The organism is Methyloversatilis sp. RAC08 (assembly GCF_001713355.1).
Lineage (GTDB): Bacteria > Pseudomonadota > Gammaproteobacteria > Burkholderiales > Rhodocyclaceae > Methyloversatilis.
In genome coordinates this window covers 2329254-2348029 of sequence record NZ_CP016448.1, presented here as the reverse complement: position 1 = coordinate 2348029, position 18776 = coordinate 2329254, and the positions used below count along the sequence as shown (strand labels likewise).

General features: G+C 66.1%; 14 protein-coding genes. 5 read left to right on the top strand and 9 right to left on the bottom strand.

The genetic code is table 11. From position 1 onward, the window contains the following. The first annotated feature begins 8 nt into the window (after positions 1-8). Both BSY238_RS10845 and BSY238_RS10840 read left to right on the top strand, forming a co-directional pair. Positions 9-7163 carry an amino acid adenylation domain-containing protein gene (locus tag BSY238_RS10845; protein WP_223300098.1) on the top strand — a complete coding sequence of 2385 codons (7155 nt, stop codon included), beginning with the start codon at positions 9-11 and terminating at the stop codon, positions 7161-7163. Further along, positions 7160-7915, top strand: coding sequence for a 4'-phosphopantetheinyl transferase family protein (locus BSY238_RS10840; protein ID WP_069039151.1), 756 nt, complete (start codon positions 7160-7162; stop codon positions 7913-7915). The genes BSY238_RS10845 and BSY238_RS10840 overlap by 4 nt, the downstream gene beginning before the upstream one ends. On the opposite strand, the gene BSY238_RS10835 is transcribed toward BSY238_RS10840, so the two are convergent. The 7 genes from BSY238_RS10835 to BSY238_RS10805 all read right to left on the bottom strand — a co-directional run bounded on the left by BSY238_RS10835 (position 7906) and on the right by BSY238_RS10805 (position 14437). Then, a complete protein-coding gene (locus BSY238_RS10835) occupies positions 7906-8517 on the bottom strand; it encodes a PqiC family protein (RefSeq protein WP_069039150.1) in 612 nt (203 codons plus the stop codon). The two genes, BSY238_RS10840 and BSY238_RS10835, sit on opposite strands and share 10 nt — an antisense overlap. Next, positions 8517-10154, bottom strand: a complete 1638-nt coding sequence (locus BSY238_RS10830) for a PqiB family protein (RefSeq protein WP_069039149.1) — start codon at positions 10152-10154, stop codon at positions 8517-8519. The genes BSY238_RS10835 and BSY238_RS10830 overlap by 1 nt, the downstream gene beginning before the upstream one ends. Beyond that, entirely contained in the window at positions 10147-10806 is a 660-nt protein-coding gene (locus tag BSY238_RS10825) for a paraquat-inducible protein A (RefSeq protein ID WP_069039148.1), read from the bottom strand. Before BSY238_RS10825 ends, BSY238_RS10830 begins: the two co-directional genes overlap by 8 nt. After that, on the bottom strand, positions 10803-11462 hold the full coding sequence (locus tag BSY238_RS10820) for a paraquat-inducible protein A (protein ID WP_069039147.1): 660 nt from the start codon (positions 11460-11462) through the stop codon (positions 10803-10805). The genes BSY238_RS10825 and BSY238_RS10820 overlap by 4 nt, the downstream gene beginning before the upstream one ends. A 72-nt stretch (positions 11463-11534) precedes the next feature. Beyond that, positions 11535-11999 carry a tellurite resistance TerB family protein gene (locus BSY238_RS10815; protein ID WP_069039146.1) on the bottom strand — a complete coding sequence of 155 codons (465 nt, stop codon included), beginning with the start codon at positions 11997-11999 and terminating at the stop codon, positions 11535-11537. Between the two features lie 98 nt (positions 12000-12097). Beyond that, entirely contained in the window at positions 12098-12874 is a 777-nt protein-coding gene (locus BSY238_RS10810; protein WP_069039145.1) for an MOSC domain-containing protein, read from the bottom strand. Positions 12875-12961: 87 nt separating this feature from the next. Beyond that, a complete protein-coding gene (locus BSY238_RS10805) occupies positions 12962-14437 on the bottom strand; it encodes a putative nucleotidyltransferase substrate binding domain-containing protein (RefSeq protein ID WP_223300097.1) in 1476 nt (491 codons plus the stop codon). Positions 14438-14564: 127 nt separating this feature from the next. Here BSY238_RS10805 and BSY238_RS10800 point away from each other — a divergent pair, with 127 nt between their 5' ends. From BSY238_RS10800 to BSY238_RS10790, 3 genes are read left to right on the top strand one after another with little or no spacing between them, the layout of a single operon-like run. Then, positions 14565-14897 (top strand): ArsR/SmtB family transcription factor, encoded by a 333-nt coding sequence (locus tag BSY238_RS10800; RefSeq protein ID WP_069039144.1) that lies wholly within the window; start codon positions 14565-14567, stop codon positions 14895-14897. A 2-nt stretch (positions 14898-14899) separates the two neighbouring features. Then, positions 14900-15334: a YeeE/YedE family protein gene (locus BSY238_RS10795; RefSeq protein ID WP_069040616.1), complete on the top strand. Its 435-nt coding sequence runs from the start codon at positions 14900-14902 to the stop codon at positions 15332-15334. Position 15335: 1 nt separating this feature from the next. Beyond that, positions 15336-15752: a DUF6691 family protein gene (locus BSY238_RS10790; protein WP_069039143.1), complete on the top strand. Its 417-nt coding sequence runs from the start codon at positions 15336-15338 to the stop codon at positions 15750-15752. On the opposite strand, the gene BSY238_RS10785 is transcribed toward BSY238_RS10790, so the two are convergent. Both BSY238_RS10785 and BSY238_RS10780 read right to left on the bottom strand, forming a co-directional pair. Next, positions 15733-16863 (bottom strand): NAD(P)H-dependent flavin oxidoreductase, encoded by a 1131-nt coding sequence (locus BSY238_RS10785; RefSeq protein WP_223300352.1) that lies wholly within the window; start codon positions 16861-16863, stop codon positions 15733-15735. The genes BSY238_RS10790 and BSY238_RS10785 overlap by 20 nt on opposite strands. A gap of 224 nt (positions 16864-17087) precedes the next feature. Further along, positions 17088-18662 (bottom strand): choice-of-anchor I family protein, encoded by a 1575-nt coding sequence (locus tag BSY238_RS10780; protein WP_069039142.1) that lies wholly within the window; start codon positions 18660-18662, stop codon positions 17088-17090. Positions 18663-18776 lie beyond the last annotated feature (114 nt).

Below are 18776 nucleotides of genomic sequence, written 5' to 3'. Positions count from 1 at the left end.
GGGCACGAATGCAATCGCATGCTGCCCGGCATTCGACGATATCCGTCCGGCCGCAGTCTCAATGGACCGAACAGCAAGACGGTCGGCGGGAAGATAGGCAACCCTGCTCCTGGGCACAGTCCCGACTGTGGTTTCTGGAGCAGTGGGAGCCGGGCACATCGCTGTATCACATCGTGCAGGAGCTGGAGGTCCGTGGCCCGCTCGATGTCACCGCGCTGCAGAACGCGCTCGATGCGCTGGTCGCACGCCATGAGTCGCTGCGCACCGGTTTCATCGAGGTCGCCGGCGAACCGGCACAGCGCATTGTGCCCTCGGCACGCTGCGTGCTGTCCGTCCAGGACCTGCGCAGCATCGACGCACCCGAGCGCGCGCGCGCGCTTGCGTCACGCATGCAGTCACACGGTGCGCACCCCTTCGATCTGGGCACCCCTCCGCTGATGCGCGTCGCGCTCTGGCACGTGGGCCAGGACGAGCACGTGCTACAGCTGGTCATTCACCACATCGGCTCCGACGGCTGGTCGCAAGGCGTGCTCAACCGCGAGCTCGGTGCGCTCTACTCAGCCGCGCTGCAGGGCGGTGACGCCAGGCTGCCTGACCTGCCGGTGCAGTACGCCGACTACGCGTTGTGGCAGCGCGAAACGCTGTCCGGACCCATCCTACAGAAGCAGCTCGATTACTGGCGTACCCAGCTGGCCGATCTGCCGCTGCTCGCCCTGCCGACCGATCATGCCCGTCCCGCGCAGCCAAGCTACCGCGGCGCCGTGGTGCCCTTCGAGATCGCCACCGAGCTGACCTCGCGCCTGCGCGGACTCGGTCGGGACGCCGGCGGCACGCTCTACATGGTGCTGCTTGCTGCCTTCAAGGTCCTGCTCGCTCGCGCGAGCGGGCACAGCGACATCGCCGTGGGAACACCCGTGGCCGGTCGCGGACAGGTCGAGCTCGAGACGCTGATCGGCTTCTTCGTGAACACGCTGGTGCTGCGCACCAAGTTGCCGATCCATGCCAGGTTTCGGGAGGTGCTTGAGCACGTGCGCGAGACAGCACTGGGCGCCTTCGACCATGCGCAGATGCCTTTCGAGAAGCTGGTGGAGGCGCTGCGACCGGTGCGCGACCCGAGCCGAAACCCCCTGTTCCAGGTCATGTTCTCGCTTCAGAACACGCCTCACGTTGCGCTCGAACTCGACGGCGCACACTGCCATCGGCTCGTGCGCGAAAGCGGCATCGCGAAGTTCGACCTGACGCTGGAGCTGACCGAGACGGCAGACGGCCTGTCGGGCTTGTTCGAGTACGCAACCGACCTCTTCGACGAGCGCCGCGTCCGGCTCATGGCCGGCCACTTCCAGACGCTGCTCGAGTCCGTCGTGGCACAGCCGGATACGCCGATCAGCCGGCTACCTTTGCTCACGTCCGCCGAACAGCAACGCATGCTGGTCCAGTGGAACGCAACGCAGACCGATTACCCGCGCGATGCCACCCTCGCCTCTTTGTTCGAAGCACAGGTCGCACGCACGCCCGATGCCATCGCGCTGGTCTGCGCCGAACAGTCCCTCACCTACACCGAACTCAACGCCCGGGCCAACCGCATCGCCCACGCCCTGCGCGCGCACGGCGTCGGGCCCGACGTCATGGTCGGGCTCCATCTGCAGCGCTCCATCGAACTGGTCACCGGACTGCTCGGAATAGTGAAGGCCGGCGGTGCCTACGTACCGCTCGATCCCGCCTATCCGGTAGCACGGCTCGCCTACATGCTCCAGGACACCGCAGCACCCGTCGTCCTCACCCAGCACGCCCTGATGTCGAAACTGCCACGGCATCCAGGCCATACGCTCTGTGTCGATGACCATGCCGCACTCGATCAACAGCCTGACGACAACCCGCTCCACTCCGCCTCTTCCGAAAACCTCGCCTACGTCATCTACACCTCCGGTTCAACCGGTCAGCCAAAAGGCGTGATGGTCAGTCACGCAGCGGTCAGCAATCGCATGCACTGGCTGATCGACACATTCGGAATCAGCGATGTCGACGGAATACTGATGCAGGCTTCGATCAATTTCGACGTGTCGGTCGGTCAGCTATTCGCCTGCCTGTTTACCGGTGGCCGATGTGTGATTGCACTCGACGACGAACGTACCGACAGCGCAGCGCTGGTTGAACTGACGCGCGTCAATAGCGTATCGATATGGGATCTGACGCCGTCGACATTGAGACCCATGCTGGACGAACCCGGCGTCACAGCCTGTGCTGCCCTGCGCCACGTGTTCTGCGGCGGTGAAGTACTCGATCCTTCCCTGGCACATACCTTCCGCAGCCGCACGAAGGCAACACTGCATAACGTCTACGGCCCAACGGAAACCACCATCGATGCGACTTGCCGGACTATTGTCGGGACCGAGCAGAATTCGATCCCGATCGGTCGGCCGATCGCGAACACGGAAGTGTTCGTGCTCGATGCCTCGCGCCAACCCGTACCGGTCGGGGTCGAAGGCGAGCTCTACATCGGCGGCGCAGGCCTCGCACGCGGCTATCTGGGACGACCCGACCTGACCTCGGAGAAATTCGTCGCTCACCCCTTCAGCGACCGGCCAGGCGCCCGACTCTACCGCACAGGTGACCGGGTACGCTGGCTACACGACGGAAACATCGAATTCCTCGGCCGCTTCGATCAACAGATCAAGCTCCGGGGTTTCCGCATAGAACCCGGTGAAATCGAAGCCGCACTCACCACGCTTCCCGCCGTGAATCAGGCCACCGTGATGCTGCGTGAAGACCGGCCCGGCGAAACACGTCTCGTCGCCTACGTCGCCGGCGACAGCATCGAGCCAACCCGGCTGCGCGCACAACTCGCACTGACCCTGCCTGCGCACATGCTCCCTTCTTCCTTCATCGTCCTCGACGCCTTCCCGATCACACCCAACGGCAAACTCGATCGCGACAAATTGCCGAAATCGGAATCGAGTCTCGCATCCGATGACTATGCGGCACCGCGTACGCCCATCGAGGAGGCGCTGACCGACATCTGGGCAGACACACTCGGCTTGCAGCGGATGGGCATACACGATCATTTCTTCGAGCTGGGCGGACATTCCCTACTGGCGGCGAAGCTCGTCAGCCGCCTGCGCAGCGTGTTCAACTGCAACCTGACACCACGCAGCGTGTTCGATGCGCCGACCATTGAAGGCATGGCACGCCTGCTGCAGAAAGCACGCACGGACGGGATTTCCGACGCCATTCCACCGGTCGCGCGGCCCTTCCCGGCGCCAGTGCGCTGCTCGTTCGCACAGTCCCGACTGTGGTTTCTGGAGCAGTGGGAGCCGGGCACATCGCTGTATCACATCGTGCAGGAGCTGGAGGTCCGTGGCCCGCTCGATGTCACCGCGCTGCAGAACGCGCTCGATGCGCTGGTCGCACGCCATGAGTCGCTGCGCACCGGTTTCATCGAGGTCGCCGGCGAACCGGCACAGCGCATTGTGCCCTCGGCACGCTGCGTGCTGTCCGTCCAGGACCTGCGCAGCATCGACGCACCCGAGCGCGCGCGCGCGCTTGCGTCACGCATGCAGTCACACGGTGCGCACCCCTTCGATCTGGGCACCCCTCCGCTGATGCGCGTCGCGCTCTGGCACGTGGGCCAGGACGAGCACGTGCTACAGCTGGTCATTCACCACATCGGCTCCGACGGCTGGTCGCAAGGCGTGCTCAACCGCGAGCTCGGTGCGCTCTACTCAGCCGCGCTGCAGGGCGGTGACGCCAGGCTGCCTGACCTGCCGGTGCAGTACGCCGACTACGCGTTGTGGCAGCGCGAAACGCTGTCCGGACCCATCCTACAGAAGCAGCTCGATTACTGGCGTACCCAGCTGGCCGATCTGCCGCTGCTCGCCCTGCCGACCGATCATGCCCGTCCCGCGCAGCCAAGCTACCGCGGCGCCGTGGTGCCCTTCGAGATCGCCACCGAGCTGACCTCGCGCCTGCGCGGACTCGGTCGGGACGCCGGCGGCACGCTCTACATGGTGCTGCTTGCTGCCTTCAAGGTCCTGCTCGCTCGCGCGAGCGGGCACAGCGACATCGCCGTGGGAACACCCGTGGCCGGTCGCGGACAGGTCGAGCTCGAGACGCTGATCGGCTTCTTCGTGAACACGCTGGTGCTGCGCACCAAGTTGCCGATCCATGCCAGGTTTCGGGAGGTGCTTGAGCACGTGCGCGAGACAGCACTGGGCGCCTTCGACCATGCGCAGATGCCTTTCGAGAAGCTGGTGGAGGCGCTGCGACCGGTGCGCGACCCGAGCCGAAACCCCCTGTTCCAGGTCATGTTCTCGCTTCAGAACACGCCTCACGTTGCGCTCGAACTCGACGGCGCACACTGCCATCGGCTCGTGCGCGAAAGCGGCATCGCGAAGTTCGACCTGACGCTGGAGCTGACCGAGACGGCAGACGGCCTGTCGGGCTTGTTCGAGTACGCAACCGACCTCTTCGACGAGCGCCGCGTCCGGCTCATGGCCGGCCACTTCCAGACGCTGCTCGAGTCCGTCGTGGCACAGCCGGATACGCCGATCAGCCGGCTACCTTTGCTCACGTCCGCCGAACAGCAACGCATGCTGGTCCAGTGGAACGCAACGCAGACCGATTACCCGCGCGATGCCACCCTCGCCTCTTTGTTCGAAGCACAGGTCGCACGCACGCCCGATGCCATCGCGCTGGTCTGCGCCGAACAGTCCCTCACCTACACCGAACTCAACGCCCGGGCCAACCGCATCGCCCACGCCCTGCGCGCGCACGGCGTCGGGCCCGACGTCATGGTCGGGCTCCATCTGCAGCGCTCCATCGAACTGGTCACCGGACTGCTCGGAATAGTGAAGGCCGGCGGTGCCTACGTACCGCTCGATCCCGCCTATCCAGTAGCACGGCTCGCCTACATGCTCCAGGACACCGCAGCACCCGTCGTCCTCACCCAGCACGCCCTGATGTCGAAACTGCCACGGCATCCAGGCCATACGCTCTGTGTCGATGACCATGCCGCACTCGATCAACAGCCTGACGACAACCCGCTCCACTCCGCCTCTTCCGAAAACCTCGCCTACGTCATCTACACCTCCGGTTCAACCGGTCAGCCAAAAGGCGTGATGGTTGAACAACGCAACGTCGCCCGACTGGTCTGCCATACCGATTACGCATCGTTCGGGCCGGAAGAAACCTTCCTGCAGCTGGCACCGATGGCCTTCGATGCATCGACCTTCGAAGTGTGGGGCGCGCTGCTGCACGGCGCACGCTGCGTGATTTATCCGGATGAGCTGCCGACCGCCGCCGGTCTGGAGGCTGTCATCTCGCGCAATGGCGTGACCACGCTATGGCTCACGGCTGCACTGTTCAACGCCGTGATCGACGAGCGCCCGGAGGCGCTGCGCGGTCTGCGCCTATTGCTGACGGGCGGAGAGGCGTTGTCGGTGGCACACGTTCAGCGGGCGCTTGACGCACTGCCAGGCGTGCAACTGATCAATGGCTACGGCCCGACCGAAAGTACGACCTTCACCTGCTGTCACCGGATTCCATCCGGTTTGTTGACTGCACGCGGCTCGATCCCGATCGGTCGGCCGATCGCGAACACGGAAGTGTTCGTGCTCGATGCCTCGCGCCAACCCGTACCGGTCGGGGTCGAAGGCGAGCTCTACATCGGCGGCGCAGGCCTCGCACGCGGCTATCTGGGACGACCCGACCTGACCTCGGAGAAATTCGTCGCTCACCCCTTCAGCGACCGGCCAGGCGCCCGACTCTACCGCACAGGTGACCGGGTACGCTGGCTACACGACGGAAACATCGAATTCCTCGGCCGCTTCGATCAACAGATCAAGCTCCGGGGTTTCCGCATAGAACCCGGTGAAATCGAAGCCGCACTCACCACGCTTCCCGCCGTGAATCAGGCCACCGTGATGCTGCGTGAAGACCGGCCCGGCGAAACACGTCTCGTCGCCTACGTCGCCGGCGACAGCATCGAGCCAACCCGGCTGCGCGCACAACTCGCACTGACCCTGCCTGCGCACATGCTCCCTTCTTCCTTCATCGTCCTCGACGCCTTCCCGATCACACCCAACGGCAAACTCGATCGCGACAAACTGCCGCCACCGCAGGACAGTCCGCGCGCCAAGGGCATTCCATCGTCGCCCGACACCGGTCGCCCGGGAGACATCGTCGAACGGCATCTGCTCGGGATATGGGAGTCCCTTTTTGAACGCAGTGACATCGGCCTTGATCAGGACTTCTTCGAAATCGGTGGCCATTCGCTGATGGCTGTACGACTGGTCGATGCGATTGCCCGCACGTTCGGCGAGCGCCTGCCTCTGGACACACTGTGGTTTCGCGGCAGTTCGATACGCGACATCGCCGCTGCGGTGCGCAGTCAGACCGTCGGTACCCGCTGGCCGCTTCTCGTTCCGATCAAGCCTGGCGGCGACAAGCCACCTCTGTTCTGCGTGCACACCATCGGCGGCAACCTCTTTCACTATTTCGAGCTGGCGCGCGCGCTTTCGCCCCGACAGCCCGTCTTCGGCCTGAACGCAAGGGGCGCGGGCGGAAGGGAAACACCTCACCACAGACTGGCGGACATCGCTGCCGACTGCGTGGCGTCGATGCGCGAGGCACAGCCATACGGGCCTTATCGCCTTGCCGGTTTTTCCAGCGGCGGAACCGTTGCATTCGAAATGGCACAGCAGTTGAGCGCCGCCGGCGAAACCGTCAGTGTGCTGGCGCTGCTGGATACCTATGCCCCCGGCGTACATCTGCGCCCGCGCGGCCCCGGCGTGCTTGACTGGTTGCGCTGCAGGGTACGCCCCTACATGAATCGTCAGCGCCTCGCACATGCGGCGCTGAGTGCCCTCGGCAGGACGCCATCACGCGGCTTTCCGGATGCGGCCTCAGCGCACTGGTGGGCACACTGGGGATATCATCCTTCGGCTTATTCGGGTGAGGTCGATCTTTACCTTGCCGAGGAATCACTACGCGAGGCAAGCGAGCCGAGCCTCGGCTGGTCGACCTTTGTCACGCACCTTTCGGTTCACAACGTCCCGGGCACTCACGGTCTGATGGTGAAACCACCACTGGTCAACGAACTGGCCCGTCAATTGCAGAATCGCCTTGATGAGGCCGAGACGATGTTCCAGGGTGTCGCTGCACCATGAAAGATTGTCTCTGGGATGTGCCGGCGCATTTCCCGCAGATGACGGGCGACGACATTCATCTGTGGCGCGCGCACCTCGACGAAGCGTACGGTAACGAAAGTCTGATCACCCGCATTTCGGCGGACGAGCGGTGCCGGGCGGATCGTCTGCAGAAGCCGGGCGACCGGGCGCTGTTCGTGCTGGCACATACGATGCTTCGAGAGGTGCTCGGATGCTATCTGGGTCTGACGCCATCGGAAATCATGCTGGAAACCGGTGCTTGCGGGAAACCGCGGCTCGCGTGGCAGCACGGTTCCAGCCTGCAGTTCAGCCTGTCCCACTCCGGCCGGCTGGCATTGCTGGGAATTTCGCAGCGACGAGAGATCGGCGTGGATGTGGAAGCCGCGGTGCCGCATGATGATCTGGCCAACGTTGCCGCCCATTTCTTTTCGCCGGGCGAGCGCACAGCCCTAGCGCGGGTGGGGGACACCGATCGCTCCGATCTGTTCTACATGCTCTGGACGCGCAAGGAGGCCTGCGTCAAGGCTTGGGGAAAGGGCCTGCAGATACCTTTGCACGGCTTCAGCGTGCTGCCCTCGACCGACGCATGGACGGAATCTCCGATACTTTGCCCGGACGTCGATACACAGACGCTGGGCTACTGCAGAAGCGTACCTGTGCCTGAAGGCTACGCGGCGGCCGTTGCGGTCGCGGGTTCCGGCAGCAGGCTGTCCTGCCGGCACTGGTCAGCCGTGTCTTTGCGTCAGCGCTGATGAGCCTGTGCGGCGACGAGGGCTTCTGAAACTTCGCGCGCCAGCGCATCGACCAAGCGGCCGTGAGCGGCGGTGAGCGCGCCGTAGTCGGGCGAGCTGACGGTTTCGCTCGCGGCAAAGCGGCGGCCAGCGATGTCGCGGCCTGCCTTGCGCAGCGTCCAGACGGCTTCCAGCGTCACGCGATCAAAGCCTTCGGCGTCGAAGCGCTGGATGTCGATGGGTACTGTGAGCGTGGGCACCGCGAGCGTGGACTGCGGCCAGGCGACGACCCGGCCGATGCCGGTCTGCCGCACGATGCCGCTGGCCAGACGGCGCGTGACTTCATCCTTCAGCGAACCGGCCCAGCGGTGGCTGTCGGCAATCTCGACGCGCGCACCGTCGACGGTGCGCACGATCTGCAGCCGGTCGATGCCTGCAGGCAGGCTAACCGGCCCGACCACAATACTTGTCAGGGCATCGGTTTCGGCAGCGACCGGCGCAGCCGAGGGAGCGACAACCACCGGACCGAGCGAATAATGACGGATCGGCGGCGTGCTGCCACAGGCGGCAAGCAATGCCGCGATTGCGCAGAAGGCGGTAACGCGCCAGAAAGAGTTCGACATCACGGTTTCTCCTCGGGCTTTCCGCGCAGCAGCGCTTCGGGGTGGCGTTCCAGCGTGTCGGTCAGGTGGCGCAGCGACTGCGCCGCACGCGAAAGTTCCTGCAGGCTGTCGCGCAGGTCCTGCTGCAGCGGCGCATCGCTCGACAGCAGATGGCGCGTATCGGCGATCGCCGCGCGCGCCTCGGCCATCGTGCGCTGCGTTTCGGTCGCGGCGGCGCTCACTTCGTTCGACGCAAGGCCGTCGAGCCGCTGCATCAGCTGATCGGTGCGCTCGACCGCGCGCGCCAGCCCGGCAATCGCGGCGCGGGTCTCCTGTGCGATGTCGTCCAGCGGCAGGCGGTCGAACTTGCCGGCGATGCGCGACAGCGTGGCCTGCAGTTCGTCCAGGCTGCCGCGCTGGGTCGGCAGCTGCGGCGGACGCGCGGCCCAGTCGACCTTCTGCTTGCCGACCGGAGGGAAGAAATCCATCGCCACATAGAGCTGCCCGGTCACCAGATTGCCATTGCGCAGCTGCGCGCGCAGGCCGCGCGCCACCAGCCGGTCGACGAAGGTGCGGAAGGCGGCTTCATCGAAGTCGTCGTCCGCCTTGCCGCCCGCGCGTGGGCGCATGCGATCGGGGAATACCGCGATATCGACCAGCAGGCCGACGTCTGCGGTGTCGAGATCGACATCGGGTTCGAGCGCGATCACTTCGCCGATCTGGGTGCCGCGGAAATCGACCGGCGCGCCGACCGACAGGCCGCGCACGCTTTCGGTGAAGCGAAGCTGCACGATCTGGGCATCCGATCCGGGCTGCTTCAGGGCTTCGGCGCGCGAGCCGAACAGCCTGAAATCCAGCCCGGCAGGCGCCGGCTCGGCATCGCCAGCGTCCGGTGTTTCGAACGCCAGCCCGCCGGCCAGGATGGAGGTGGCCGATTCGGTGTTGATCTGCAGCCCTTCTGCACCGAGCTTCACATCGATGCCGCTGGCGTTCCAGAAGCGGCTGTCGGTGGTCACGTAGCGGTCGTACGGCGACTTGATGAACACCTGGATGTCGAGATGCTGGCCGGTGTCGTCAAGCTTGAAGCCGGTGACCTGACCGGCCGGGATGCGGCGGAAGTAGATCGGCGTGCCGACGTCGATCGATCCCAGCGTTTCGGCATGCAGCGCAAAGGCGCGCCCGGGCACGTCCAGCGTGATGACCGGTGCCTCGTCCAGCGCGACGAAAGTGCGGCCGGGCTCGGTCGACTGACCGGCGTCCATGCCGACATAGGCGCCCGACAGCAAGGTACCCAGACCGGTCACCGCGCTCCCCGACACGCGTGCGCTGACCACCCAGAAACGCGTGTCCGTCACCAGCAGCCGATCGGCTTCGCGCACCAGTTGCGCGGTGGCGATGACGTGGGCGCCATCGTCGGCCAGCGCCACCGCGCTGATCTGGCCGACATCGACATCCTTGTACTTGATGCGCGTCTTGCCCGGCTCGAGCCCGGCGCCGCTGTTGAACTGGATCGTGATGGTCGGCCCCTGTTCGTACCAGGCACGCGCGGCGAGGAATACGCCGATCAGCAGCGCCACCAGCGGGATGATCCACACCAGCGGAATGTGGAAGCGGCGCGGTGCGTCGACCGTGGCGGTCGGCAGTTCGGGTTCAGTCATGGTGTGCAGTGTGGGCGTCGGCAGACCCGCTGGCCAGCGGGTCCCAGATCAGTCGGGGGTCGAAACTCATGGCGGCAAACATGGTGAGCACCACGACGGCGCCGAAGGCAATCGCGCCGGGACCGGCTTCTATCGTTGCCAGCCCGCGGAAGCTCACCAGTGCCACCAGCATCGTGATCACGTAGATGTCGAGCATCGACCAGCGGCCGACGAATTCGACCAGCCGGTACAGCCGGGTGCGCTGCAGCAGGTTGTGCGTCGAGCGACGCTGCACCGACAGCGTCAGATACACCAGCGCGACGATCTTCAGCAGCGGCACCATCACGCTGGCGAAGAACACCACCGCTGCCAGCGGCCAGGAGCCTGACTGCCACAGAAAGATGACGCCGCTCATGATCGTGTCCTGCTGGCTGCCGAGCAGCGATGTGGTAGTCATGACCGGCAGCAGGTTGGCCGGAAGGAACATGACGATCGATGCGATCAGCAGCGCCCAGGTGGTCGACACACTGGCCGGCTTGCGCAGGTGCATCGGTGCGCGGCAGCGCGGGCAGCGCAGGCTGTGTGCGCCCTCTGCAGGCGGACGCGCCAGCTGACCGCACACATGGCAGCTCAGCAGCCCGGCTTCGCGGGCGGTCAGCGCGCGGCGCCTCATCGGTCCGTCACCAGGGCGTCTTCAGCCTCGTCTGGCAGCGGCGTCTGCCACAGCAGTCGCGTGTCGAAAGCCCGGCCGGCGAACGTGAGCGCAAGGATGAGTGCAGCCGTGGCCCAGAAAGCGGTACCCAGAATGACCGAGGCCAGATGCGACAGCTTGACCAGCGACACCAGCATGCCGAGCAGGAACACCTCGACCATGCCCCACGGCTTGAGCGAACGGACCAGCCGGAAGAAGGGCGCCATGCGCGGTGTCACGCGGCCCAGCCGCAGCGGCACCAGCACAAGCAGGATCATCACCAGTTCGAGCAGCGGAAACAGGATGGCAGTGCCGAACACGAGGGCGGCGACCGGCATCATGCCGTCGCGCCACAGCACCTGCACCGCCTCGAACAGCGTCACCGCGACCACGCGGCCCTGCATGTCGAGGCGGACCAGCGGATACACGTTGGCAATCACGTACAGCACCAGCGCGGTCAGCGTCAGCGCCAGCGTGCGGTCGAGGCTGTCCGGCGGGTTGCGTGCAAGAAAGGCGTCGCAGCGCACGCAGCGCGCGCTCTGCCCGGGCAGCAGTGCCGGCTCGGTCTGCAGCAGGTCGCACTCGTGGCAGGCGACCAGGTCGGCAGGCAGTTTCAGGTGCGCGGCGGGTGCAGGCATGACCGATGGTGGCAGGAAGAACCGCGATTCTGCGGTGCAGCGCAGGCCGGTGCAATGACCCTGGCGTGGCGATCAGGCGGCCGCGGCCGCGTCGCGCGCTCGCAGCTTGGCGGTGATGTAGTCGGCGTGCGGGATGTAGAGCAGATCGGCCACCTTGCGCATCACATGCGATTCATGCGCGTGCAGGTGGCCGTCGGCGTACGCGACCTGCCACATCAGCTCGACGATGTGCGCCTTGCGCTCGGCGTCGAAGGCCCGGTTGATCAGCGCCGTGAAGCGCTGATAGTCGTAGGCCTCGCGCGCCGTGGTGGTCGCCAGCTCCATCAGGCGCTCGATTTCGTCCTCGGTCAGCGCGAACTTGCCGCGCAGCGCGGTCATGGCCGCGGCGCGCTCGGCGTCGCCGATGTCCGGGTCGGCGCGCATCACTTCGACCAGCAGCACCGCGGTGGCGAGCTGCAGCTGGTGTTCGGTGGCAGCGGCGTCAAGTGGCGCCGGTGCGGCAAAACTGTCGAACAGGTCTTTCAGGGTACGCAGCATCGTGTCTTTCGTCGGCGGAACGCGGGCGCACCGTGCGCCCGCGTCACAGCGGACCGGTGAATGCCGGTCGGCGTTCCCGATGCTGCTGTGCCCGGATGTTACGGCAGCGGCGTCACGACGGCACCCGGCGCAATGGCGCCGCCGTCGAGCACCTGCAGGTAGACGCCCAGTTCGCGGTGTCCGTAACGCTCCATCATGGTCGCCGGCAGCGTCATGTCGCGCTCGGCGGTCACCGGATTCACGTTGGTCGCGCTGCAGCGCGGCGTGCGCATGACGACCCGCGCGCGCACCTCACCCACCGTGACCTCGCGGTCCAGCCAGCTTGATTCCTCCCACGGCTCGCCACCATCCATGTAGATGTTGGCGCGAAAGCGCATCGGGTCGATGTCCGTACCGAGCGCCGCGCCGACTTCGCGCACCGTGGCCAGATTGATCAACGACACGGCATTCATCATGCCGTGCGACAGCACGCTGACGTCGGTGAAGCGGAAGCCCTCGCCGCTGACGAAGGCAGGCGGGCCTTCCAGCCGTGCGTTGATGTGCTGCGCGATGAAGCGCGCCAGTCCGCCACAGGCGGCCGGGTCATCGACATCGATGCGCAGATGGCGTCCGTCGGGTGCGCTGACGTGCAGGCAGTTGTCGGCGTCGTCGTAGCGGGTGGCCAGCGACGCGAGTGCGGCGTGATCCATCAGCGCGATGAAATCGGTCTTCGGGCGCGGCGTGTAGCTGCCTGCGTCGAACGTCCAGCTGCCGTTGGTGAGCGCCCACTGCCGGTCCAGCGGCACGCCCTCGCCAGCGCGCAGCGCGACTTCTGTGAGAGGTTCGGCCGACAGGCCCTTGACCGGATACCGGTACAACTGACGAACGGTTCTCATGGCAACTCCAGCTTGAAAGGTTGGCTGGATGCTCGGTCGGGCGGGCCGCGGGGGCAATAAGTCGTTTGCCGCAGGTGAAGCCGAAGTTCAGAACCGCCCGGCCTGATAGCGCTGGCCGAGCACGCTCTGCAGGGTCTGCACGACGCCGAACGCGTTCTTCAGCTGGCCGCGTTCGAAATTGGACAGTTCGTCCGGCTTCAGGAAGTTGTCGGCGCCGGCACCACCCGCCATCTGGCGCGCCTGGTGCTGGATGCGCAGCGTGGCGATGTATTCGAGCGCGTCGCGCAGGTCGTGCGCGCTCTGTTCGCTGATTTCGCCGCTGGCCGCCGCCACCGCCAGACGGTCGTGCGTGTTCACCGCGGCGTGGCCGCCGGCCAGCGCATACACGCGCGCCAGATCGACGATGGGCACGATGCCGCTGTGCTTGAGATCGAGCGTGCCCCGGTGCTCACCCGAGCGCAGCGTGGACATGCGGTTGAACAGGCCAAGCGGTGGCTGGTGCTTCAGCGCATTGCCCACCATGTAGGCGAGGAAGATGCGGTTGCCGCGGGTGCGCGACAGCACGTCCTCGCGCAGCGCGTCGAGCAGCGCCGTCTGCCCGTGAATGGCGCGCAGGTCGAAGAACACGCAGGTGAGCATCAACGCCTTGGGTTCCGGCTCCGCCGTCCATTTGCGGAAGTACTGTTCCCAGCGCGCCTTCGGCTGCCGCCACGGATCGGTCATGGCCATCATTTCGCCCGGGCAGTGGATGTAGCCGCAGGCGTCGAGACCGTCGCACACGAAGGTGGCCAGCGCGCGGAAGTATTCGCCGTGAGCAGCGGGATCGTAGGCGTCGTCGATGACCAGACAGTTGTCCTGGTCCGACTTCGCGGTCTGTTCGTTGCGCGCCTGCGAACCGGCGGCCACCCACACATAGCCGACCGGCGGCGGGCCGAACTGCGCTTCGCCCAACTGCAGCAGGCGGCAGGTCAGCGCATCGGTGATGGCGGTGATGATGTGGCCAGTGCTGTAGGCGGTAGCGCCGGCACCGGCCAGACTTTGCTGCAGCGCGCGTACCTGCAGGGCGGCCTCGGCCAGCCCCTCGATGCTCGTCTGCTTGTAGATGTCGCCCGCCAGATGCACCGCCGACAGGTTCTGCTGCGCGCTGACGTCAGTCGCCGTGATCATGCCTACCACGCTGTCGCCGTCCATCACCGGCACGTGGTGGATGTTGTGGCGCGCCATCAGCAGCAGCGCGTCGAAGGCCGGCTTGCGCACATCCATCGTCAGCGGATCGAGCGTTGCGATGTCGAGCACCGGCCGCGCGCTGTCCAGCCCCTGCGCGACGACGCGGTTGCGCAGGTCGCGATCGGTCACCACGCCGATCAGCCGACCCGCCTCGACCACCAGCACCGACGACACCCGCTGCGCGCTCATCTGCGTCGCCGCATCGCGGATGGTGGTCGAGGGCGACACGCTGATCGCTGGGCGCCGGATCAGGCTGCGCACCGGCGTGGTGATCAGGTTCAGGTGCGGATCGCTGCCGTGTGCGGCGTCGGTCGAAACGGGCAGATCGGATGTCATCGGATTCGCTTCATCGGTTCGTGAGGAGGCAGCCATGCGCATCATCGCGCTGAACGGCCGCTTGCGCGACCGTGGCACATTCCTTCAATATACTTAAAGATAGTTTATTTACTGATATATTGTATGGATGGGTAGCACATCCGTTACGGCCATCGATCTCGACACGCTGCGCGCCGCTGCCGGCCGTGCATGCGCGCTGCTGCGCGCACTGGCGCACGATGATCGGCTCGTCCTGCTGTGCCAGCTGGCGCAGGGCGAACATTCGGTCGGCGAACTCGAAGCACGCCTGGGCATTGCGCAACCCACGCTGTCGCAGCAGCTCGGCGTATTGCGGCGCGAAGGGCTGGTCAGCACGCGACGCGACGGCAAGCACATCCATTACCGCATCGCCAGCGACGACGCGCTGGCGCTGATGCACACCCTGCATGCGCGCTTCTGCGCAGATCCACACGGAGAATGAACATGAACATTGCCTGGGACGCCTTCACGCCCTGGAGCTCGCTGGCCGGTGGCGCCCTGATCGGCCTCGCGGCCGCGCTGCTGATTCTGGGCAGCGGCCGCATCGCCGGCATCAGCGGCATTGTCGGCGGACTGTTCAGACCGGCCGCGGGTGACGCGGGCTGGCGGATCGCGTTCGTCGTCGGCCTGATTGCGGCACCGCTGGTATGGGGGCTGTTCGCCGCCCTGCCCGCCGTGCAGTCCGACGCCGGCACGGCGACCCTGATCATCGCCGGCCTGCTGGTCGGCGTCGGCACCCGTTACGGCTCGGGCTGCACCAGCGGTCACGGCGTATGCGGCCTGTCGCGCCTGTCGCCGCGTTCGCTGGTGGCGACGCTGGCCTTCATGGGCGCCGGTTTCGTCACCGTATATCTCGTCCGTCATCTCGCGGGAGCCTGACATGAAAACCTTCATCGCCCTGCTCGCAGGACTTTTGCTGGGTATCGGCCTGCTGCTGTCGGGCATGGCCAATCCGGCCAAGGTGATCGCCTTCCTCGACCTCGCCGGTGCGTGGGATCCGTCGTTGGCGCTGGTCATGGGCGGCGCCATTGCGGTGGCTTTCCCCGCCTTCACGTGGGCGAAGTCACGGTCCGTGGCCTGGTCGGGCGAACGCCTGCAGCTGCCGACCGCGCGCCAGATCGACGCGCCGCTGGTGCTCGGCAGCCTGACCTTCGGTGTCGGCTGGGGCTTGGCCGGATACTGCCCGGGACCCGCGCTGGTGTCGCTCGGCATGGCGTCGCAGCCGGCCATCGTGTTTGTTGTCGCAATGGGGGTCGGCATGACGGCCCACGCCATGCTCACGCGGCCAAAGGCGTAAGCAGGTAGTCGATAAGCGCGCGCACGCTGGCGATGCGCTTGCCGAAAGGCAGCGCGCCGCGACCGCGGAAGAACAGGCCGGTCTTGAGGTCGCCGCGCAGGGCGGCGGCCAGCTGGTGGTCGATGCAGAACTGACCCCAGCCGACCAGACCGTCGCGCAGACCGCACTGCGCCAGGCAATCGAAATGCTTGGCACAGCGCGAGCGCTCATGCACGACGGCCTGCGTGCGCTCCAGCACCGCCAGATACTTCTGCAGCCAGGGCGTGCGCACCGCGCGCGCCGGCAGGCCGGCCACGCTGGTGAATTCGACCAGGTCATCGTCGGCGGCGTCGGCCAGAACATGCTTGAAAGCGTCAGAGGCGTCGCACTCTTCGGTGACGGCAAACGCGGTACCGAACTGCACCGCCGCGGCCCCGAGCGACTGCATGCGCCGGATGTCGTCATGCGTGCGCAGCCCCCCCGCCACGATCAACGGCACGCGACCTTCCAGCCCGGCGCTGCGCAGCCAGGCGAGCGTTTCCGGCAGCACGCGCTCGAAATCGAAGCGCTCGTTCGACACGTCGGCCACCTTTGCAGCACCGAGGTGACCGCCCGCCCAGCCCGGGTGTTCGAGCACGATGGCATCCGGCACGCGCTGCTTGCGTTCCCACTTGCGCACCACCAGCTGCACGCCGCGCGCATCCGACAGGATGGGGATCAGTGCCGCCGACAGGTGTTCGCGCGCGAGGTCGGGCAGGTCGAGCGGCAGGCCGGCACCCACCACGACGGCGTCGATGCCGCCTTCGAGCGCGCAGCGCACCTGCGCCGCGTAGTCGCTCACGGCGCGCATCACGTTCACCGCCAGCAGGCCATTCCTGCCGGCGATCTGTCGCGCCGCACGGATTTCCCGCGTCAGCGCTTCGAGGTTGTTGGCGTTGATTTCAACCTTGGCGTGTTCGCCCGACAGGCCGCGCGTGCGTTCCATCAGATCGGGGTGCAGCCGGCGCAGGTCGACCGACGAAATCGTGCCGACGGCGCCGAGCGCTGCGACGCTGCCGGCGAGCCGGTGCGCCGATACGCCCACGCCCATGCCGCCCTGCACGATGGGCAGCAGGGCGCGACCCGCGAGCATCAGCGGCGCGAGCCCGCTGTTGAGCAGGCGATCGACAGGTGGTGTGAAAGGCTGCGGTGCAGCCGGAACGGATACGGGAGGCGGGAGGCTTGCAGTCGACGTTTCTGTCATGGCAATGCTGGGCGGCGGTCAGGCGGAAAATGGGCTGCTCCACCTTAACCGCCTGACCGCCGCCCGGGCTTGACCTTGCTCAAGCCCGGGTGCCGGGATGTTACAGCGATGTTTCAGCCACGACGACGGCGTGCTGCGAGGCCGATCAGGCCCAGGCCGGCCAGCAGCATGGCGTAGGTTTCCGGTTCCGGCACCGGCGTGATCGAGAACAGCGACGTCGTGCCCGACACTTCGTTCGCCACCGCGAGGAAGTACTTGCCGCCGAATTCGTAGGCGGACAGACCTTCCGGAGACAGCGAATCCGCATCGACGATGAAATCGACGAAGGTGGCGGCCGTCGGGTTGGTCACGTCGTAGATCGCGATGACACTCTGCCGCGTGCGTTCAAAGCCGATGAAAGCCAGCGTGCGGTCACCCAGTTCGAGCACCGTGACGCCTTCGGGCTCGACGCCCTTGTTGTCGCTGCGGCCGTCATCGATCAGCGCACGCAGGGCCGGGTCGGCGAACAGCAGCGCTTCGAGCTGGTTGCCGCTGTCGAACACCTGGTTGCCGTTCTCGTCGAGGATGGAGAACGAGCGGCCACCGAACACATGGATCTGGTCGTAGTCGCCGTCGCCATCCAGATCGCCGCCCGACGTCGTGACCGTCAACCGGCCGAGATTGCTGGTCGCCTTCAGCGCAGCGGCATCCGGGAACGCCGTCGGATCGAGCACATAGCTGCTGGACCCCACGCGCACTTCCTCGTTGAATTCGCCATTGACGAAGTCTTCGAGATTGCGCGAATCGCCTTCGTTGGCGGTGATGTAATAGGTCTTGCCGCCCGACGCATACGAGGCGATCGTGTCCGGCATGTACATGCCGAACACCGGCGCATTGCGGTAGTTGCCGGCCACCGACACGTTGCCGGGAAGGTCGCGGTCCGTGGTGTCGAGTTCATTGCCCGGAAGGCTGTGATCCTTCAGGCCGAGCGAAGTGACCGACACGATCTGCTGCGACATGAGGTCGATCTTGGCGACCGCATTGGCTTCCTGCAGCGTCACCATGGCGAACTGGCCGTCCTTCGACAGGGCGATGTACTCCGGCTCCCAGTCGATCGACGGCTTCGCGCCCGGCGACACGATGCGGCCGAGGCCGGTCGTGCCGTCATAGCCGCTGAAGCCCAGCGTGGTGACCGAATCCTTCGTGGTGTCGATGATGCTGATCGAGCCGCGTGCCTCGATGGTGGCGAAACCCGGGCGGGCCAGCGGCTCGCCTTCGTTGGCGGTCATGATGCGGCCGTCGGCGGTGAAGGTGACCATGTCGGGCAGCGCACCCACCAGATAGCTCTGCTGGAAGCTGCGGCTCGTGGTGTCATAGGTCAGCACCGAACCGGCGTCAGTCTTGATCGGCGCGGCGATGGCGAAGGCGGCCACACCGTTGCGGATGGCCACACTGTTCAGTTCGCCGAAGGCGGTGGTGTCGATGTGCTGCACGAAGCTGCCGGTGGCGGCATTCAGGATGTCCACACCCTTGAGCCCGGCCACCCACAGCTCGTTGTTCAGGCTGTCGAAAGCGAGGATTTCCGACGTCTGGCCGGCGACGCTGGTGCCGGCGCCGTGCTCGAAGGTCCACAGTTTTTCCCAGCCGGCCGCCTGCACAACCGGTACAAACAGTGCCGCAATCGCGGCGGCTGCAATCTTTCTGACCATTATTGATTCTCCTGTTGTCAGCGGGCCGGCAGTCCGGCCGCATTGACCCGACACGACAACAGGGGAAGGTTGCAGACGTGTTACAGCGTTGTCACGTCACTGAAATTTACATTC